The sequence below is a fragment of the Caulobacter sp. GW821-FHT09B11 genome (assembly GCF_059418205.1).
Genome location: NZ_JBWKPK010000003.1, coordinates 100,138 through 115,935 on the forward strand (window position 1 = coordinate 100,138; position 15,798 = coordinate 115,935).

At 70.8% G+C, this 15,798-nt stretch carries 16 protein-coding genes; 10 read left to right on the plus strand and 6 right to left on the minus strand.

What is annotated here, in order from left to right:
- Window positions 1-4: 4 nt before the first annotated feature.
- Window positions 5-2,014 (minus strand): FHIPEP family type III secretion protein, encoded by a 2,010-nt coding sequence (locus AC07N1_RS02810; RefSeq protein WP_494670401.1) that lies wholly within the window; start codon window positions 2,012-2,014, stop codon window positions 5-7.
- Between the two features lie 10 nt (window positions 2,015-2,024).
- The gene (locus tag AC07N1_RS02815) at window positions 2,025-2,549 is read right to left on the minus strand and encodes a lytic transglycosylase domain-containing protein (RefSeq protein WP_494670402.1); all 525 of its coding nucleotides are present in this window, start codon (window positions 2,547-2,549) and stop codon (window positions 2,025-2,027) included.
- Window positions 2,550-2,987: 438 nt separating this feature from the next.
- Here AC07N1_RS02815 and sctU point away from each other — a divergent pair, with 438 nt between their 5' ends.
- The 5 genes from sctU to AC07N1_RS02840 all read left to right on the plus strand — a co-directional run bounded on the left by sctU (window position 2,988) and on the right by AC07N1_RS02840 (window position 6,691).
- Window positions 2,988-4,118 carry a type III secretion system export apparatus subunit SctU gene (gene sctU, locus AC07N1_RS02820; RefSeq protein ID WP_494670403.1) on the plus strand — a complete coding sequence of 377 codons (1,131 nt, stop codon included), beginning with the start codon at window positions 2,988-2,990 and terminating at the stop codon, window positions 4,116-4,118.
- Window positions 4,119-4,132: 14 nt separating this feature from the next.
- Window positions 4,133-4,504: a FliO/MopB family protein gene (locus AC07N1_RS02825; RefSeq protein WP_494670404.1), complete on the plus strand. Its 372-nt coding sequence runs from the start codon at window positions 4,133-4,135 to the stop codon at window positions 4,502-4,504.
- A gap of 91 nt (window positions 4,505-4,595) precedes the next feature.
- Window positions 4,596-5,291 carry a hypothetical protein gene (locus AC07N1_RS02830; protein ID WP_494670405.1) on the plus strand — a complete coding sequence of 232 codons (696 nt, stop codon included), beginning with the start codon at window positions 4,596-4,598 and terminating at the stop codon, window positions 5,289-5,291.
- Window positions 5,292-5,375: 84 nt separating this feature from the next.
- Window positions 5,376-6,155, plus strand: coding sequence for a DUF6683 family protein (locus AC07N1_RS02835; protein WP_494670406.1), 780 nt, complete (start codon window positions 5,376-5,378; stop codon window positions 6,153-6,155).
- A 14-nt stretch (window positions 6,156-6,169) separates the two neighbouring features.
- Window positions 6,170-6,691, plus strand: coding sequence for a hypothetical protein (locus tag AC07N1_RS02840; RefSeq protein WP_494670407.1), 522 nt, complete (start codon window positions 6,170-6,172; stop codon window positions 6,689-6,691).
- A gap of 166 nt (window positions 6,692-6,857) precedes the next feature.
- Here the strand turns inward: AC07N1_RS02840 and AC07N1_RS02845 are convergent, their stop codons facing one another.
- The 3 genes from AC07N1_RS02845 to AC07N1_RS02855 all read right to left on the minus strand — a co-directional run bounded on the left by AC07N1_RS02845 (window position 6,858) and on the right by AC07N1_RS02855 (window position 9,894).
- On the minus strand, window positions 6,858-7,373 hold the full coding sequence (locus AC07N1_RS02845) for a hypothetical protein (RefSeq protein WP_494670408.1): 516 nt from the start codon (window positions 7,371-7,373) through the stop codon (window positions 6,858-6,860).
- A complete protein-coding gene (locus AC07N1_RS02850; RefSeq protein ID WP_494670409.1) occupies window positions 7,370-7,972 on the minus strand; it encodes a hypothetical protein in 603 nt (200 codons plus the stop codon). The genes AC07N1_RS02845 and AC07N1_RS02850 overlap by 4 nt, the downstream gene beginning before the upstream one ends.
- 200 nt (window positions 7,973-8,172) lie before the next feature.
- A complete protein-coding gene (locus tag AC07N1_RS02855; RefSeq protein WP_494670410.1) occupies window positions 8,173-9,894 on the minus strand; it encodes a LysM peptidoglycan-binding domain-containing protein in 1,722 nt (573 codons plus the stop codon).
- A 156-nt stretch (window positions 9,895-10,050) separates the two neighbouring features.
- Between AC07N1_RS02855 and AC07N1_RS02860 the strand changes: the two genes are divergently transcribed.
- Entirely contained in the window at window positions 10,051-11,190 is a 1,140-nt protein-coding gene (locus tag AC07N1_RS02860; protein WP_494670411.1) for a DNA/RNA non-specific endonuclease, read from the plus strand.
- Window positions 11,191-11,210: 20 nt separating this feature from the next.
- Window positions 11,211-11,531, plus strand: a complete 321-nt coding sequence (locus AC07N1_RS02865) for an antitoxin YezG family protein (RefSeq protein WP_494670412.1) — start codon at window positions 11,211-11,213, stop codon at window positions 11,529-11,531.
- A 164-nt stretch (window positions 11,532-11,695) separates the two neighbouring features.
- On the opposite strand, the gene AC07N1_RS02870 is transcribed toward AC07N1_RS02865, so the two are convergent.
- Window positions 11,696-13,042 carry an MFS transporter gene (locus AC07N1_RS02870; protein WP_494670413.1) on the minus strand — a complete coding sequence of 449 codons (1,347 nt, stop codon included), beginning with the start codon at window positions 13,040-13,042 and terminating at the stop codon, window positions 11,696-11,698.
- 84 nt (window positions 13,043-13,126) lie between these two features.
- Here AC07N1_RS02870 and AC07N1_RS02875 point away from each other — a divergent pair, with 84 nt between their 5' ends.
- The 3 genes from AC07N1_RS02875 (at window position 13,127) to AC07N1_RS02885 (ending at window position 15,770) form a co-directional block, all read left to right on the plus strand.
- On the plus strand, window positions 13,127-13,633 hold the full coding sequence (locus AC07N1_RS02875) for an ArsR/SmtB family transcription factor (RefSeq protein ID WP_494670414.1): 507 nt from the start codon (window positions 13,127-13,129) through the stop codon (window positions 13,631-13,633).
- A 281-nt stretch (window positions 13,634-13,914) separates the two neighbouring features.
- Entirely contained in the window at window positions 13,915-14,853 is a 939-nt protein-coding gene (locus AC07N1_RS02880; RefSeq protein ID WP_494670415.1) for a Tle-like phospholipase domain-containing protein, read from the plus strand.
- 5 nt (window positions 14,854-14,858) lie between these two features.
- Window positions 14,859-15,770, plus strand: a complete 912-nt coding sequence (locus AC07N1_RS02885; RefSeq protein WP_494670416.1) for an ankyrin repeat domain-containing protein — start codon at window positions 14,859-14,861, stop codon at window positions 15,768-15,770.
- Window positions 15,771-15,798 lie beyond the last annotated feature (28 nt).

A 15,798-nucleotide genomic window follows, 5' to 3' on the forward strand; every position in this document is an offset into this window, starting at 1 on the left:
GGGTTCAGGCGGCCGCCGAAGCGGGCGGCGGCGGTTCGGGATCGTTGGGCACGACGGTCAGCGGCTCGCGCGGGAAGGCCACGCGGCCGGCCACGTCGAGCTTCAGGGTCGGCAGGAGTTCGTGGAACGACAGGACGCCGAGGTCGAAGCGGCGGGCCTCGACCAGCTTGCGCACGTGCCGGCGCAGGTCGATGGCGGCCAGGACGACGGCCGCGCCGCTCTCGTCGACCTTGGCCAGGATCGCGTCGGTGACGCGGCGGGCCATGTCGGGGTCGAGAGCCAGCTGCTGGGCGCCGGCGCCGGTGCGGATGGCTTCGCGCAGGTGCTGCTCCAGCGGCGGCTCCAGCACCACGGCGCTGAGGGCGCCGTCGGGGGCGTAGCGGTGGCTGATCTGGCGGCGCAGGGCGACGCGGGCGAACTCGGTGAGGGCGAACGGGTCCTTCTCGCGCTGACCGGCGTCGGCCAGGGCCTCGAGGATGTCGCGCTGGTTGCGCAGCGGCACCTCTTCCTCGGCCAGGCGGCGCATAACCTCGGCGATGCGGGCCAGAGGCAGGGCGCGGGCGGCTTCCTTGACCACCTCGGGATAGTCGGCGCCGGCGCGGGTCAGCAGGTTACTGGCCTCCTGGATGCCCACGAACAGGCCGGCGTTCCGGCGCAGGGCCTGGCGCACGGCGTCCTGAAGCTCGGAGAGGTCCGCCGGATGAACCAGATCGCCCGCGCCGATCGGGGCCTCGAAAGCCAGCAGCCGCCAGCGGGGAGCGCCAGAACCCTCGCCGTAGTGGAACGAGGCGCGGGGCAGGGCCACGCCCAGGCGCAGCTCGAACTCCTCCAGCACCTCCTCCAGGCCACGGGTCAGGACAGCGCTCTCGTGGCGGCGGGCGTTGTCGCCGTCGAGCTCGAGCAGCAGCGGCACCACCGGCTGGGCTTCCTGGATCTTGGTGCGGGCGGCGGCGGGCGAGGCCTTGGCCTCGTCGGCGGCGGCGCGGGCCGGCGCGAGCTTGCGGGTCAGGCGCGCGCGCATGTCGACGTCGACCAGGGCGCCGGTGATCATGGCCGCGCCGCCCAGCAGCAGGAAGATCACCGCCGGGAAGCCGGGCACCAGGGCCATCAGCCAGCAGATGCCGCCAGCCACCAGGAACACCCGGGGCTTGGCCGAAAACTGCCGGCGCATGGCGTCGCCCAGGTGGGTCTCGCTGTCCTCGTCGGTGGTGCGGGTGACGATCAGGCCGGCGGCCATGGCCCCCAGCAGCGCCGGGATCTGGGTGACCATGCCGTCGCCGATGGTCAGGATCGAGTACTTGTGGATCGCCGAGCCGAAGTCGAGGCCCTGCTGCAGCATGCCGATAGCCAGGCCGCCCAAGAGGTTGATGACCACGATGATGATGCTGGCGATGGCGTCGCCTTTGACGAACTTCATCGCGCCATCGAGGCTGCCGTGGAGCTTGCTCTCCATCTCCAGCACGCGCCGGCGGCGCTTGGCCTCGTCCTTGTCGATCATACCCGAGCGCAGGTCGCTGTCGATCGACAGCTGCTTGCCCGGCATGGCGTCGAGGCTGAAGCGCGCGGCGACCTCGGCCACCCGCTCGGCGCCCTTGGCGATGACGATGAACTGCACGACGGTGATGATCAGGAACACCACCAGCCCGACCACCAGATTGCCGCCGGCGACCATGTTGCCGAAGGTGTCGATGATGTGCCCGGCATGGCCCTCGATCAGGATCATCCGGGTCGTGGCGATCGACAGGGCCAGCCGATAGAGCGTGGTGATCAGCAGCAGGCTCGGAAACACCGAGAACTCGACGATGGTCGAGATGTAGATCGCCACCAGCAGCAGCATGACGCCGAAGCAGATGTTGACCGCCACCAGGGCGTCGAGCGCCAGGGCCGGCATCGGCAGGATCATCAGGGCGACGATGGCCACGACGCCGGCCACCAGGAACAGGTCGCTGAACCGTGCGACGACTCCCTGGCGCGGCCGCCCCTGAAGGCGCTTGAGATAGGTTTCGACGCTCATGGGGCTGTCCTCAGAAGCCGCCGCGCGCCGAAACCAGGCCGCGATACCGGTCGAGCACGCTGGACACGTAGCCCTGCGTCTCGCGATAGGGCGGGATCTTGCGGCCGTACTTCATGACCGCGCCCTCGCCGGCGTTGTAGGCCGCCAGCACCAGCTCCAGGTCGTTGCCGAACTGGCCCTGCAGGGTCTTCAGATAGGCCGCGCCGGTGCGGATGTTGACCATCGGATCGCCCAGCTCGACGGCAGGGTCGCGCACCCCGAAGCGCTTGGCCGTGGCCGGCATGATCTGCATCAGCCCCCGGGCGCCCTTGGGCGAGATCGCCCCCGGATTGGCGCGGGACTCCACGTGCATCACGGCGCGCAGCAGGTCGGGATCGATGTCGAAGTCGCGGCCGGCGGCCGCCACCAGCGGGGCGTAGAGGGTGGATCCGGAGGCGCCCCGGACCAGCACGACCGGCGCCGGCGAGATGCGTCCCGCCGAGATCACGGCGCTGGCCAGTTGGGGTCCGTCATAGAGCCGAAGCTGTTCAGACACCCCTGTCGGTTGTGTTTCAGCGACGCAATCTATGCGCGCCAGGGAAAACTTTTCGTTGATCGGAAGGGCGCTGCTGAATTTCAAGCCGTCAGCGGTCACACATTCATATGCGAACACTGGACTTGAACAAAATAAGACTAAACACACGCTCGACGCCACTACGCGGAACTTGCGCATAAATCTGTCCCTCTATGCAGCGCCCCGCCTGTGCATACTACCCGTTCAAAAGCTAGCTTTCGTGTATCAATCCTGTCAACCACGGAATTAAAACAATTTTCATACTCAGTATACTGCCTTACAGGCATCATATTCTATGGCTCAGCTTAAGAACTACTATGGCTAAGCTCGCCTCTTTTTGGCCATTTTTGGCGCGCTTGTCGGCTTTGCCGGTCCTTCGGCGCCGGTTGGTTTGGTCACGATCGTCGACAGACACACGCTATGGCTGAAAAGAACGACGGCGGGGACAAGACAGAGAAACCGACACCCAAGCGCCTGACCGACGCCCGCAAGAAGGGCGACGTTCCCAAGAGCAAGGACCTGACCTCGACCATCGTGCTCGGCGCCTGGGTGCTGTTGGGGGCGATGACGGCGGGCTGGGCCTTCGACCGGCTGGGCGGCCTGTTCGACGAGGTGTTCGCGGTCATGGACCGCCCGTTCGCCGAGGCCTGGCCGATCGCGGCGGCCGCCAGCGGCAAGGTGTTCGTGGCCCTGACGGCCGTCACCTTCATCCCCGTGGCGATCCTGGGCATGCTGGCCGAGTTCGGACAGGTCGGGCCGGTCTTCACCTTCGAGAAGATGAGCCCGAAGATGTCGCACATGAACCCCGGCGAGGGGCTCAAGCGGATGTTCAGCGTCGACAACCTGTTCGAGGTGGCCAAGTCGCTGGCCAAGACCCTGCTGCTGGGCGTGTTCACCTGGATCGTCGTGGCGATGACGTTCGACAAACTGCTGGCCCTACCCGCCAGCGAGGCCGACGGGGCGCTGTCGGCCTATGGCGGCCTGACCTTCCAGCTGCTGGCGGGAACGGCGGTGCTGTTCGTCTTCGTGTCGCTGCTGGACCTGGCCTACCAGCGCTTTTCCTTCACCAAGAAGATGCGCATGAGCCGGCGCGACATCCGCCAGGAAGCCAAGGATTCCGAGGGCGACCCGCACGTGAAGGCCCACCGCCGGCAGCTGCACCAGGAGTGGGCGCAGCAGAACGCGGTGCAGGCCGCGCGCGACGCCTCGGTGCTGGTGGTCAACCCGACCCACATCGCCTGCGCCCTGGCCTACGACCCGGCCGAGCACGCCGTGCCGGTGCTGCTGGGCAAGGGCGAGGGGCTGATCGCCCAGGCCATGCGCGAGGCGGCCGAAACCGAGGGCGTGCCGATCATCCGCAACGTCGAGCTGGCCCGCGCCCTGCGCGACAAGGCCGCCGTCGACGACATCATCCCGCAGGACCTGTTCGCCGCCGTCGCCGAGGTGATCCTCTGGGCGCGCCGGCTCAAGGACGAGCAGGTCCAGGCGGACGCACAAGATTCGCCGGGCGACCAGCCGCCGCCCGGTCCCACCTTCCCGCCCCTACCCTAGCCTGGAGCCACAGCTTGAGCGCCGTACTCGACCTGCTGACCGTCGCCCTGGCCCTGGCCATCGTGCTGGGCCTGGCCTTCTTCTCGCTGAAGCTGCTCAAGCAGGTGCAGGCGGGGCCGGCGACCGACGACCAGATCCGCTACCTGCGCGCCCTGCCCGTGGGCCAGCGCGAGCGGCTGACCCTGGTAGCCTATCGCGACGAGGTGTTCCTGCTGGGGGTGACGGCCGGCCAGATCACGGTGCTGGATCGCCGCGCCCGCACGCCCGAGGAGATCGCCGCCGAGGCGCGGGCGAGCGACGAGGCCCGCACGCGCGCCGCACGCCCGGCGGCGGCGGTGCGCCAGCTGATAGGGAAAACCCTAGCTAGGGAACGACCCGACTACTGACCGCCGCGGCGAGGTGGTTGTCTCGATTTGCCGGGCGACGGAGCGACGCTCCCAAGGCCCTCCGAGCAGACGGAAATCGAAGGAGCATCACATGTCTTTCCTGGGTATCGGCGGCGGCGGCAACCTGTTCAGCAGCATCGCCAACATCGCGCTGCAAGGCGCCCTGGGCGTCGCCACCGGCGGGGCCTCCCTGCTGGTCACCACGGCTCTGAAGAGCGTGCTGACGGCGGTCGGCGACCAGGTCCTGCAGCAGCTGGGCCAACAGCTGGGCCTGCCGCAAGGCGCCATCGACCTGGCCCAGGCGGCCTTCCATAGCGCCGCCGGCGATCCGGGCGGCGCGGCCCAGAACGTCAGCGAGGCCGTCCAGGGCTTCAGCAACGCCGCGGGCTTCGACAACTTCCAGGCCGGCCAGGCCCAGCGCGACACCTTCGACGCGGTGGACTGGATCGTGAAGAACGCCCAGGAAGAGCTGCAGGCCGGTTCGGACGCCGAAGGCTCCAAGCGCGGCAAGGGCGCCAGCGCCCTGGCGGCGGCCGGCGGCGGCGAGAGCTTCCTGGTGAAGCTGGCCATCGCGCTCGGCACGGCGGTCGACAACAAGATGAACGACATGCTCGACATCGCCAAGGAGATCGACAACGCCAAGTCCAACAAGGACGAGTCGAAGGTCACCGAGATGAGCGCCAAGATGACCGCCTACGGTCAGGAGGCGAACATCATGAGCAACGCCCTCAACACCTCGCTGAAGACCATCGGCGAAGCCATCGCGGGTATCGCCCGGAAACAATAGTACGACCGAGCGTTGTGGAGCACGCGGGCGCCGTTCAACGGCGCCCGCGACTTCACGTTTCAGGGGTAAAAAAGGAAGCGCAGCATGCGAGTTCGCACTTTCGCCGCCATCGTCGCCGCAGCCGGCCTGGGCCTTCAGGGTCCCGCCTTCGCCCAGCTCGACATGGTCACCCCGCAGTTCAACACCCAGGTGTTCAAGAACGTCCTGCAGTCCAACGACCGGGCCTTCGGGCGCGGCGGCGGCAATCCGGGGCGCAACGGCGTCGCGGCCGGCGCCCGGCCGCTGTTCCCGCAGGCCGGCGCGGCGGCGACCGCCCGCCAGGCGACGCGCGGGACCACCCCGACCACCTATCGCGCCTCGCCGGCCGTCAGCGCGCGGGTGCAGAAGCAGTTCTCCGAATTCATGGCCAGACAGGCCGGCGCCGACGGCGGCCGCCAGGTGGCCGACGCCATGCGCCGCACCGACCCGGTGCGCAACTGGAGCCAGCTGGTGGCCTCCGACGGCCTGCGCCCCGGCGACAGCGCCGACGCCCTGGCCGCCTACTGGGTGCTGAACTGGGTGATGGCCAACCGCGGCGACAACAACCGCGCCCAGACCCTGGCGGTGCGCGAGCAGGTCCGGCCGATGATCGCCGCCAACCCGGCCTATTCCAACCTCAACGAGGGCCAGCGCCAGGAGTTCTCCGAGGTGCTGATGCTGAACTTCCTGATCCAGCAGGCCGCCTATGTCGACGCCATGAAGCGCGGCGATCAGCGCGCCCAGCAGCAGTTGGGCGACGCGGCCGTGGCCCGCTTCAAGAACGAGATGGGCGTCGATCTGCGCACCCTGACCCTGACCGACCGCGGCCTCGTGCAGCGGCGCTAGAGGAGCCTCCTTCGATGACCGTCGCCCCCGTCTCGACCAGTTCCTCCACCTCCGCCTCCTCGGGCGCCGGCCCCGACCGGCTGGACCGCGAGATCGACCGCTTCGAGGCGACCGGCGAGGTCTCGCAGGGCCTCGTGGAAGAAGCCCGGGCCGCCGGCGGCGAAGCCTTCGCCCAGCGCCTGGACCGCCTGCCGCCCGCCCGGCGCGGCGCGCTGCAAGGCGCCCTGGCCGACAAGGGTCTGCTGGGCCTGGTCGGCGACACCGCCGGCTCGCTGGTGGGCGGGACGGTGGATACGGCCGTAGGCGTGGTCGACGTCGCCGCCGACGGCGCGGTGGAGACCCGCTCCGAACGCCAGGTCGAGGACGCCCGCGAGAACGGCCAGGACCAGCGGATGAGCAGCATCCAGGCCCAGTCGCATTTCGACGCCGTGCTCTCGCCCGGCCGCCGCCTTAACACCCCGCCGGCCCCGCTGGACTGGGCCGCGGCCTTCCCGAGTCCCGTCGACCAGCCGGCCCTGCGGGCGGATCCGCGGTAGGACCCGGCCCCGGCGCTCTATTCATTCGTCATCCCGGAAAGCCCGAAGGGCTTATCCGGGACCCAGGGGCCAAGCGCAGTGAGGCGGCCCCTGGGTCCCGGCTCTACGGTCCGCTGCGCGGACCTTCGGCCGGGATGACGGCTGAAGTAATGCCAATCGAGGTGACCTAACCCGCCGCCCGCAGGCTCTCCGTCGCGCCTTCGACGATCCGCACGAACTGCTCGACGGCGTCGCTGCGCGCGGTCCCGGGCGCGGGCTCGCGCTGCAGGCCGGCGGCGAGCGAGCGGATCAGGGGCTCGACCAGGCCCGAGGGCGTCATGTGCGGCCGGTCGGCGGCCTGGGCGCGCAGTTCGCGGGCGAAGTCGGCCAGCACGCGTTCGATGCGGCCGGCGTCGACCGGCGAGGTCGCCGACAAACGGCCGGCCACCGACTGGCCGCTCTGGGCCGCCAGGGTCCGCAGGTCGCCGCCGACGCTGGCGGCGCCGGGCTGGCCATGCTCGGCCCAGACGAAGGCGGCGGCCTGGCCGCGATCGCCGCCGCGCAGGGGATCGACCACCGCCGCGCCGGCGATGGTGGCCATCGCCTCGAGCGCCAGCCGGGCCGCGCCGGCGCGGGCGGCCGTGGTGGAGGGGGTCGAAGAGGAGAGATCGACTCCCGAGGCGCGCTCTACGGGGCGGATCACGACGCGCCTCCCTCGACCTTGACCACCCGCAGGCCGGGCTTCAGCGCGCTCCAGCCCACCTCCGAACCGATCGCCTGCTGGCTGTTGCGGCCGTCGGCCAGTTCCTCGTTCTCGCCGTCGAACTGCACCACCGCCAGCCGCTTGCCGCCGCGCGCGATCGCGAACCGCGCCCAGGGATAGCCCTCCAGGATCATCAACCGCGCGTCGGGCAGCGCCGCCGACAGGTCGGCCACGCTCGCCCCCTGAGAAATGGCGCCCTGCGCGATCGCGCCCGACGCCGGGCGCACATAGCGGCCTGAGAGATCCGCGCCGGCGCCGCAGCCCTTGAAATCGGTGGTCACGGTCGCGGTCTCCCCGTTCAGCGCCACGCTCGCCGTGGCCGGCCGCGCAGCCAGGTCGGCGGCGGTGAGCGAGATGTTGGCCCCGTCGAAAGGCACGACCTGAGCGTCGATGCGGCCGTCCTTCAGCGTCCCCTCTGCCTCGAGCTGGCAGTCGGCCGCCGTGGACGCGCCGTCGGCGATCGCCCCGCCCGACAGGCTGATCCGCCAGACCTCGCCCTTGGGCGTCAGGGTCAGCCGACCGCGACGCTGGCCGCTCATCAGATACGCCCCAGCCGCCGACGCGTCGGATGCGTCAGCGGTGCCGGCGGCGGCCATGGGTAGGGGGGGGACGGCCGCCGCCGGTCGCTCACAACCGGCGAAGGCCAGCGCGAGGGCGATGAGGGTTGGGGGAGCAAGCTTCATCGTCGGGGTCATCCGGAACGGGCCTGGCGGATCAACGCCGGCCCGCCGCGGCGGTCTCATCGGCCCAGCATGGCCAGGGCGTCCCGGCGTTCGCTGGCGAAACGGTTGGCGACCGAGGCCTGGACGTCGGCCGAGGCGCTGGTGAAGTAGGCCAGCGCCCCGCTGGCGTCGCGCTTGCCGCGCTCGTCGTAGATGGCGTTGATCAGGGCGCGGTCATAGGTCTGGCCGTCGGCCGGGGTGAGCCCCTGCCCTTCCACCCGCGCCATGGCCTTGACCACCGCGCCGGTCTCCGGCCCGTGCTGCACCGAGGTGGACCAGACGACGTCGCGGATCGCCGCCGAGCGGGTCGACAGATCCACGCCCGTGTCGGTCTTCACCTTGTCTAGCTGCACCTGGTAGTGCGTACGCTGGATGTAGTCGTGCTGGGCGGCCTCGAACTTTTCGGGCTCGCGGGCGGCAATCGCCTTCCACGTGGCCGTGAAGCTGGCAGAACCGGGGCTGGCGCCGCCGAACTCGGCGGCCCACTGGCGGCCCTCGGCGGCGAGGAACTCCTGCGGCCGGCCGCGATTGCCGGCCAGCTGGTAGGTGCCGTAGGAGACGCCGCCCGGATCGCCCGCCCCGCTCGACACCGTGCCGGGACCGCGCCCGCCGGTCTCGTACTGCTCCGACAGGGCGCCGATGCGAGCGTCGCCGGAGACATCGGCCGGCGTCGTGGTCGTCGCGCCGCCGGGCGGTCCTTGGCGGTCGACGTTCACGAGCACGTAGTTGAAGCTCTTCTGGTCGCCCAAGCCGTTCCAGAACGACTGGAAGTCGCCGGGCTTGAGGGTCTGGCAGCCCGCCGAGCCGGTGTTGGTGTTGCCGCCGGCGTGGAACAGGAACGAGTTGTCAGTGCTGACGCCGGTTCCCTTGCCGTCCTTGGCGTCGATCAGGCCGTCGTGGTTGGTGTCGCGCTGGACGGCATGGCTTTCGGTCGGGCGAAGCACGTTCCCCAGGGTCGAGCTGGTGCTCTTCTGGAAGGTCACCGTGCCCTCGGCGATGCGGCCCAGTTCCTTGCGGCCGTCGCCGTTGAAGTCGGCGCCGTAGCGGCCGTCGTACTGGGCCGAGGGCTCGGTGTTGGCGGCGTATTCCTGGACCTTCCCCTGCTGCAGCACGACGACCCGGTCATCATAGGCGCCCTTGCCGCCGTTCGTGTTCAGGCTGGTCTCGGTGCGCAGGCCCAGGATCACCTGCTTGCCGGCGGCCAGATCGGCCTTGGCCTGGGCGTCTCCATAGGCGTTCACGTAACCGGCGTAGAGGTCGTACTTCTGGGCCTGGCTCAGCCCCTCGGTCGACGGCAGGACGCCGGTCGCCTGGCCGGTCGTGGTCGATGGCGTCGTCTCGGTCGTCTGCGGGATCGGACGCGCCGCCGTCCCTCCCCCCGGTATCTGCAAGGCCTGGCCGACATGGATCAGGTTGGGGTTGGCCAGATGGTTGGCCTGGGCGATCGCCTGCCATGAGACCCCGAACTGGGCGCCGATGCTGGAGAGGTTGTCGCCGGCCGCGACCTCGTAGCTCCGCGGCTCCGCGGCTGCGCCCTGCGGAAGGGTCACGGTCTGACCCGGTCGGATGACGTTGGGATTGGTGATCTGCGGATTGGCCCGGATCAGGGCGTCCAGCGAGACGCCGTGCTTGTCGGCGATCCCCGACAGGGTGTCGCCGGACTTGACGACATAGTCGTCGGACCGCCCGCCGCCCGCGCCGGACACGGATGACTGGGTGTTGAGGGACACGGCGGTCATCGGCAACTCCTGGTACGGACGCTTTCCTGCCGGGGACGCTAGCCCTCCCCCGTCCGCTGCATAACTAGGGACATCCCTAGCTAGGGACGCTCCCAGCTATCCGGACGCCCCTCCCCGCCGCCATCGTTGGCCACCAAGGCGCAACGGAGGCCCCGCATGTCCGCCCTGAACGCAGCCGAGTCCCTCGGAGCCTCCAGCCGCGCCGCGTCGAGCGCGGCCGGCGCCGCGAGCGAGGCCTCCAGCCTGGTCGCCGCCAGCCGCACCGGCGGCCAGCTGAACACCAGCGAGCTGGCCGGCCAGCTTTCCGAGATCGCCAAATCCGATCCCGCCAAGGCCCAGAGCCTGCGGGCGGAGATCGAGGCCGACCTGTCGCCGACCGACCAGAAGCGGCTGGCCGACGACCTGGACGCGGCCAGCGCCGCCCAGAAGCAGGAGCTGATGCTCGACCTGGGCCAGATGGCGCTGGACGTCGCGGGCCTGTTCGACCCGACCCCGATCTCGGACGGCGCCAACGGCGTCATCTCGCTGTTCCGGTGCGACTTCCTGGGCGCGGGCCTGTCGGCCGTCAGCATGATCCCGTACATCGGCGACGCGGCGAAACTGGGCAAGCTCGGCAAGTGGGCCGAGACGGTGAGCAAGGCCGCGGATCTCGCCAAGGTCGACAGCGCCTTCGCCGCGGCCGCCAGGCCGGCGCTGGAGAAGCTGAAGGGCGCCATCGACGCCCTGCCGCTGGACAAGCTGCCCGAAAGCGCCCGCAACACCCTGGAGACCGCCAGCCGCAAGCTGGACGAGGCGCTGAGCGCCCGCCCGCGCGTCGAGCTGGAGCAAGGCGCCAAGGGCGGCTGGAACGCCAAGCTGAACGGCGAACTGGCGCCCAACACAGATTACGTGGTCAGCGGCCGCTACACCTATCACACCGACGCCAAGGGCCGGGTCGAGCAGGTGACGGGCACGCTCGACCTCAAGCACGCCGACCGCAACGGCTACCAGCAGACCAAGGCGGGCCAGGAAGGCGGGATCAAGGACGGGGTCGAGAGCGACGAGGGCGGCCACCTGATCGCGGCGATCTTCAACGGCCCCGGCGAGCAGATCAACTACCACGCCATGGACGGCACGCTGAACAAGAGCGGCTGGAAGACCATGGAGAACGAGTGGGCCGCCGCCCTGAAGGACAGCAAGAGCGTCGACGTCGACATCAAGGCGGTGTTCGACGGCGCCTCCAAGCGACCCGAGGCGTTCAGGGTGGAGTACGTCATCGACGGCAAGCCCTCGACCCGAACCTTCTTCAACGACTAATCTGAGCCGCGGAGGATTCCATGGCCGACATCGACACCCCCGAAGGCATCTACCGCCATGTCGGCCAGGCCCTGGCCGGCAGCGTGGCCGAGCCCTGGTCGGAGATCCGCCTGCATGTCGACGTGATCGACGGCTCGGTGGGCCTGACCGGCGACTACACCAAGGCCGCCGGCGAGGTGGCCGACCTCGACGTGCGCAAGCTCGACTATTCGGTGTCGAAGGCCCTGCGCAACCTGCACCGCCTCACCGCCTCCAGCGCCCACGAGCCGTGGTCGAAGGCGGTGTTCTCGCTGAAGTCGGACGGAGCCTTCGACCTGAAGTACGACTACGCGGCGGCTTAAATCTAAAAATACTCCCGTCATTCCCGCCCTTGTGGCGGGAACCCCTGGTTCCGCTCGCATGTGAGGCGCAAGCGGATCGCCAGCGATCCGCCTCTACTGCCCCTGCGGCTGACAGAGGGGTTCCCGCCACAAGGGCGGGAATCACGGGAGAAAGAAAGACGTCGCTATGTCTTCCGCGCCGGCGCCAGCAGCACGCCCGCCGCGACGACCAGCATCGCCGCCGACACGATCGCCGAGGCCTTCAAGCCGCTCACGATCCCCGCCCCGGCCAGCGCGCCGAAGATCGCCACCCCGGCCGCGCCGCCGACCTGTCGGCAGGCGTTGAGCACGCCCGAGGCCGCGCCGGCGTCGTGGCGGTCGACGCCGGCCAGCAGGCCGCTGGTCAGGGCGGGGATCGCCAGGCCCATGCCGCCGGGGATCAAGGCGAAACCGGGCAGCATTTCCAAGAGGCCGCTGTCCTGCCCCAGCCGCGCGGTCAGGGCGTAGCCGCAGGCGGCGACCAGCACCCCGACGCTGGTGACGGCCTTGGCCCCGAAGCGTCCGACCAGGGATCCGCTCGCTAGGTTGGAGACGATAAAGGTCGCCGTCAGCGGCAGGAAGGCCAGGCCCGCCTTGCCCGGTGTCCAGTGCAGCGCCCGCAGCATGTAGAGGCCCAGCACGAAGATCAGGCCGTAATAGGTGAAGTTCAGGGCCGAGCCGACGACCACCGCGCTCCAGGCGGGACGACGGCGGAAGACCGACAACGGCATGGCCGGATGGGCCGCCCGCCGCTCGAACAGCACGAAGGCCAGCGCCAGGATCAGGCCGGCGACCAGGGCCGCCAGCGGCGCGCCGCCCCAGCCACGGTGTCCGCCTTCGATCAGCCCGCCGATCAGCAGGGTGACGGCCGCCGCGGCCAGGGCCTGGCCGACCAGGTCGAACGGGACCTTGGGCTTGGGCGGGCTCGGCGGAGCGACCAGCAGGGTCAGGACCACGCCGGCCGCGCAGAGCGGCAGGTTGACGAAGAACACCCAGCGCCAGCCGAGCGTCTCGACCAGCAGTCCGCCCAGCACCGGCCCGGCGGCGATCGAGACGCCGCCGGCCGCCGTCCACCAGCCGACCGCGGCCGCGCGCCGGCGGTCGTCGCCATGGGCGGCGTGGGCGATCAGGGCCAGGGACGGCGGGATCAGCAGCGCGCCGGCCGCGCCTTGCGCCACGCGGGCCAGGATCAGGGCCAGTGGGCTCGTCGCGAACCCGCAGGCGGCGGAAGCCACGCCGAACAACATCAGCCCGGCCAGGAAGGCGCGCCGAGGTCCGATCCGGTCGCCGATCGCGCCGGCCGACAGCAGCATGGCCGCCAGAGCCAGCACATAGGCGTCGACCACCCATTGCAGCTGGGCCGTCGGCGCGTCGAAGGCGTCGCCGATCGCGTCGAGGGCGAAATTGACGATGGTGACGTCCAGCTGGGTGACCAGGAAACCGAAGCTGGCGGCGGCCGTGATCCACGGCAGGCGGGAGGTCTGTGCGCTCATGGCCCCGGTGATGCGCCGATCCGACGATGGAATGCTACACGCGCCGATGAACCATCGCGCCGACGATGGGTCTAGAGTGGACGCATGGACGCCAATATCGCCACCCCCGCCGCCCTGATCGGCGACCCGGTCCGCGCCGCCATGCTGCAGGCCTTGCAGGACGGCCGCGCCCAACCCGCCGGCGCCCTGGCCTGGGCCGCCGGGGTCAGCGCCCAGGCGGCCAGCAACCACCTGTCCAAGCTGGTCGAGGGCGGGCTGCTGGCGGTCGAACGCGAGGGCCGTCATCGCTACTACCGCCTGGCCTCGGCCGAGGTGGCCCACGCCATCGAGGCGTTGTCGGCGATCGCCACGCCGGTGCGGTCGCTGGAAGTCCCGCGCTCGCCCAAGGCCCGCGCCCTGCGCGAGGCCCGCTGCTGCTACGGCCACCTGGCCGGACGGCTGGGGGTCAGGCTGCTGTCGACGATGACGGATCGCGGCTGGCTGGCCCTGGAGGCCAAGGGCCGAGCCGTACGTCTGACACCCGAAGGCGCGCGGGAACTGAAGGCGCGGCTGGGCGTCAGCCTCGACGACGAGGGCCGCGTGGCGGCGTGAATTTCTCTTATTCTCCCGTCATTCCCGCCCTTGTGGCGGGAACCCCTGGTTCCGGTCGCAGGTGAAGTGCAAGCGGCGTGCTGAGCACGCCGCCCCATCCGCCCTTGCGGCTGACAGAGGGGTTCCCGCCACAAGGGCGGGAATGACGGGATCTATTGTCGATCGTGGATTTGACTGTGGAAGGTCCCTGACCTCCCGCCACACTAGGGAATTCCCCAGCTAGTCCAGCCCCCGACCCGCGCGCAGCATCCGCCTCGACGCTCGCATCGAGGGACAGGGTCATGCGTATCGACGGCGGATCGGGGATCACGGCGGTCAGCGACCGGAGCACGGTCGGGCCGAAGGCCGAGGTCGCGATCGACGCCCAGGTGGCGGCCGAGTGGAACGCCCCCGCCTCGCGGCCGGCCGTGTCGGTCACGGCCCAGGCGGATGCGAAGGTCTCGGCCGTCGCGGCCGGCGGCGGCAAGGCGGCCGAGCTGGCGCAGGCGCGTGTGCACATGGCCCTGGCCGCCGACGTCTACAACGACACCCCCAACCCGCCGGCCGGCTGGAGCGTGGCCGGCGACGAGGACCTGGCGCGGCTGGGGCTGGATCCCACCGACCTGCAGGAGTCAGGCTCCGACTTCCGCGCCCGGGTCTATGTCGATACGGCGGGCGACTATGTGGTGGCCTTCCGCGGCACCCAGAGCGCGGCCGACTGGAAGGCCAACCTGCAACAGGGCCTGGGGCTGGACTCCGGCCACTACGACAAGGCCCTGCTGATCGGCGAGCGGCTGCGGACGGCGGGCGAGGACGTCACCCTGACCGGCCACTCGCTGGGCGGAGGCCTGGCCTCGGCGGCGGCCGTGGCCTCGGGCCTGCCGGCCGACACCTTCAACGCCGCGGGCCTGCACGAGGAGACGCTGGAGGCCGCCCAGGCCGGCGGCGCGTCCGCGCCCCAGGTCGACGCCTACTATATCGACGGCGATCCGCTGAGCCGGGTGCAGGACGGCGGCGACCGCTGGCTGGGCGCGGGCCTTGGCGGCCTCGTGGGCGGGATCCCCGGCGCGATCATCGGCGGCCTGTTCCTCGACGCCCCGCCGGCCTATGGCGAGCGCCACGCCCTGACGCCGGTCGGACCCGAGGGCCATTCGGCCGACGACGCCTCGCTGCTGGACCTGCACGGCCAGGCCTGGCTGACTTCCAGCCTTGACTCGGCCTATCGCGCGGCGGCCAACTGAGGTCCGTGACCCGCTCGGCCCGGATCGCCGCCCTGGCGGCCTCGATGGTGATGATGACGGACGCTGCTCATGCCTTTGGTGGGGGGGCCTCATGCTTCGTCGGCGGCACCGCCCTGCCCGACGCTCGCGCGGCCCTGGCCGCGGCCGACCACGGCCAGGCCGGTCGCGACCTGATGGCGGCGGTGCTGACTGGCGATGTCGAGGAGGCGAGCCGCCGCCTGCGCGCCGATCCGCCCCTGAAGACCACGCGCGGCGGTCCCAACGGCGATCTTCTGAGCCTGGCGATCGCCCGCTGCGACAAGCCGATGGTCACGGCGTTGCTGGACCTGGGCGTCTCGCCCGACGGCGACGCCGACGCCATCCCCCTGAGCCTCGCCCTGCGCGCCAAGGATCCCGTCTTCGCCACCCAGCTGCTGGCCGCCGGCGCCGGCCCGCAGCGGCGCGAGACCTACTGGCCGCTGAAGGCCGCCATCGGCCTCAACTCCCTCGGCGCCGTGCGCCTGCTGCTCCAGCACGGCGCGCGGGTGAACGACCATGACCCCACCGGCGCGACGCCGCTGCGCATCGCGATCGAGCAGCAGAACTTCCGCATCGCCCAGCTGCTGCTCGACGAGGGCGCCGATCCCTGGGCGGTCGGCAGCAACGGCGAGACGGTCGCGACCGTGCTGGCCGGCCCCATGCGCCCCGGCGAGCCCGAGGAGCAGGCCGCCCGTCCGCGCGTGATCGAGACCCTGAAGAAGGCCGGCTGGCGCCTGCCCGGCGCGCCCGACGCCCGCCAGACGCGACGGCTGGTCCTCACCGGCGCCTGGCCCCCGCCCGAAGCCCGCGCCGCCGGCTGGAAATCCTCGCCGCCCGAAGCGGTCGTCGCGCGCATGCGCCGGTTCTGGACCGAGGACGGCGACAAGCGGCCGAACTAGGCGCGCAGCATGTCCTCGCCGCCTTGCC

Coding starts and splice junctions, on each gene's coding strand:
- AC07N1_RS02860 (WP_494670411.1), top strand. CDS start 10,051: ATGTCCGCCCTGAACGCAGCCGAGTCCCTCGGAGCCTCCAGCCGCGCC.
- AC07N1_RS02810 (WP_494670401.1), bottom strand. CDS start 2,014: ATGAGCGTCGAAACCTATCTCAAGCGCCTTCAGGGGCGGCCGCGCCAG.
- AC07N1_RS02870 (WP_494670413.1), bottom strand. CDS start 13,042: ATGAGCGCACAGACCTCCCGCCTGCCGTGGATCACGGCCGCCGCCAGC.
- sctU (WP_494670403.1), top strand. CDS start 2,988: ATGGCTGAAAAGAACGACGGCGGGGACAAGACAGAGAAACCGACACCC.
- AC07N1_RS02855 (WP_494670410.1), bottom strand. CDS start 9,894: ATGACCGCCGTGTCCCTCAACACCCAGTCATCCGTGTCCGGCGCGGGC.
- AC07N1_RS02875 (WP_494670414.1), top strand. CDS start 13,127: ATGGACGCCAATATCGCCACCCCCGCCGCCCTGATCGGCGACCCGGTC.
- AC07N1_RS02850 (WP_494670409.1), bottom strand. CDS start 7,972: ATGAGCGGCCAGCGTCGCGGTCGGCTGACCCTGACGCCCAAGGGCGAG.
- AC07N1_RS02835 (WP_494670406.1), top strand. CDS start 5,376: ATGCGAGTTCGCACTTTCGCCGCCATCGTCGCCGCAGCCGGCCTGGGC.
- AC07N1_RS02880 (WP_494670415.1), top strand. CDS start 13,915: ATGCGTATCGACGGCGGATCGGGGATCACGGCGGTCAGCGACCGGAGC.
- AC07N1_RS02830 (WP_494670405.1), top strand. CDS start 4,596: ATGTCTTTCCTGGGTATCGGCGGCGGCGGCAACCTGTTCAGCAGCATC.
- AC07N1_RS02865 (WP_494670412.1), top strand. CDS start 11,211: ATGGCCGACATCGACACCCCCGAAGGCATCTACCGCCATGTCGGCCAG.
- AC07N1_RS02840 (WP_494670407.1), top strand. CDS start 6,170: ATGACCGTCGCCCCCGTCTCGACCAGTTCCTCCACCTCCGCCTCCTCG.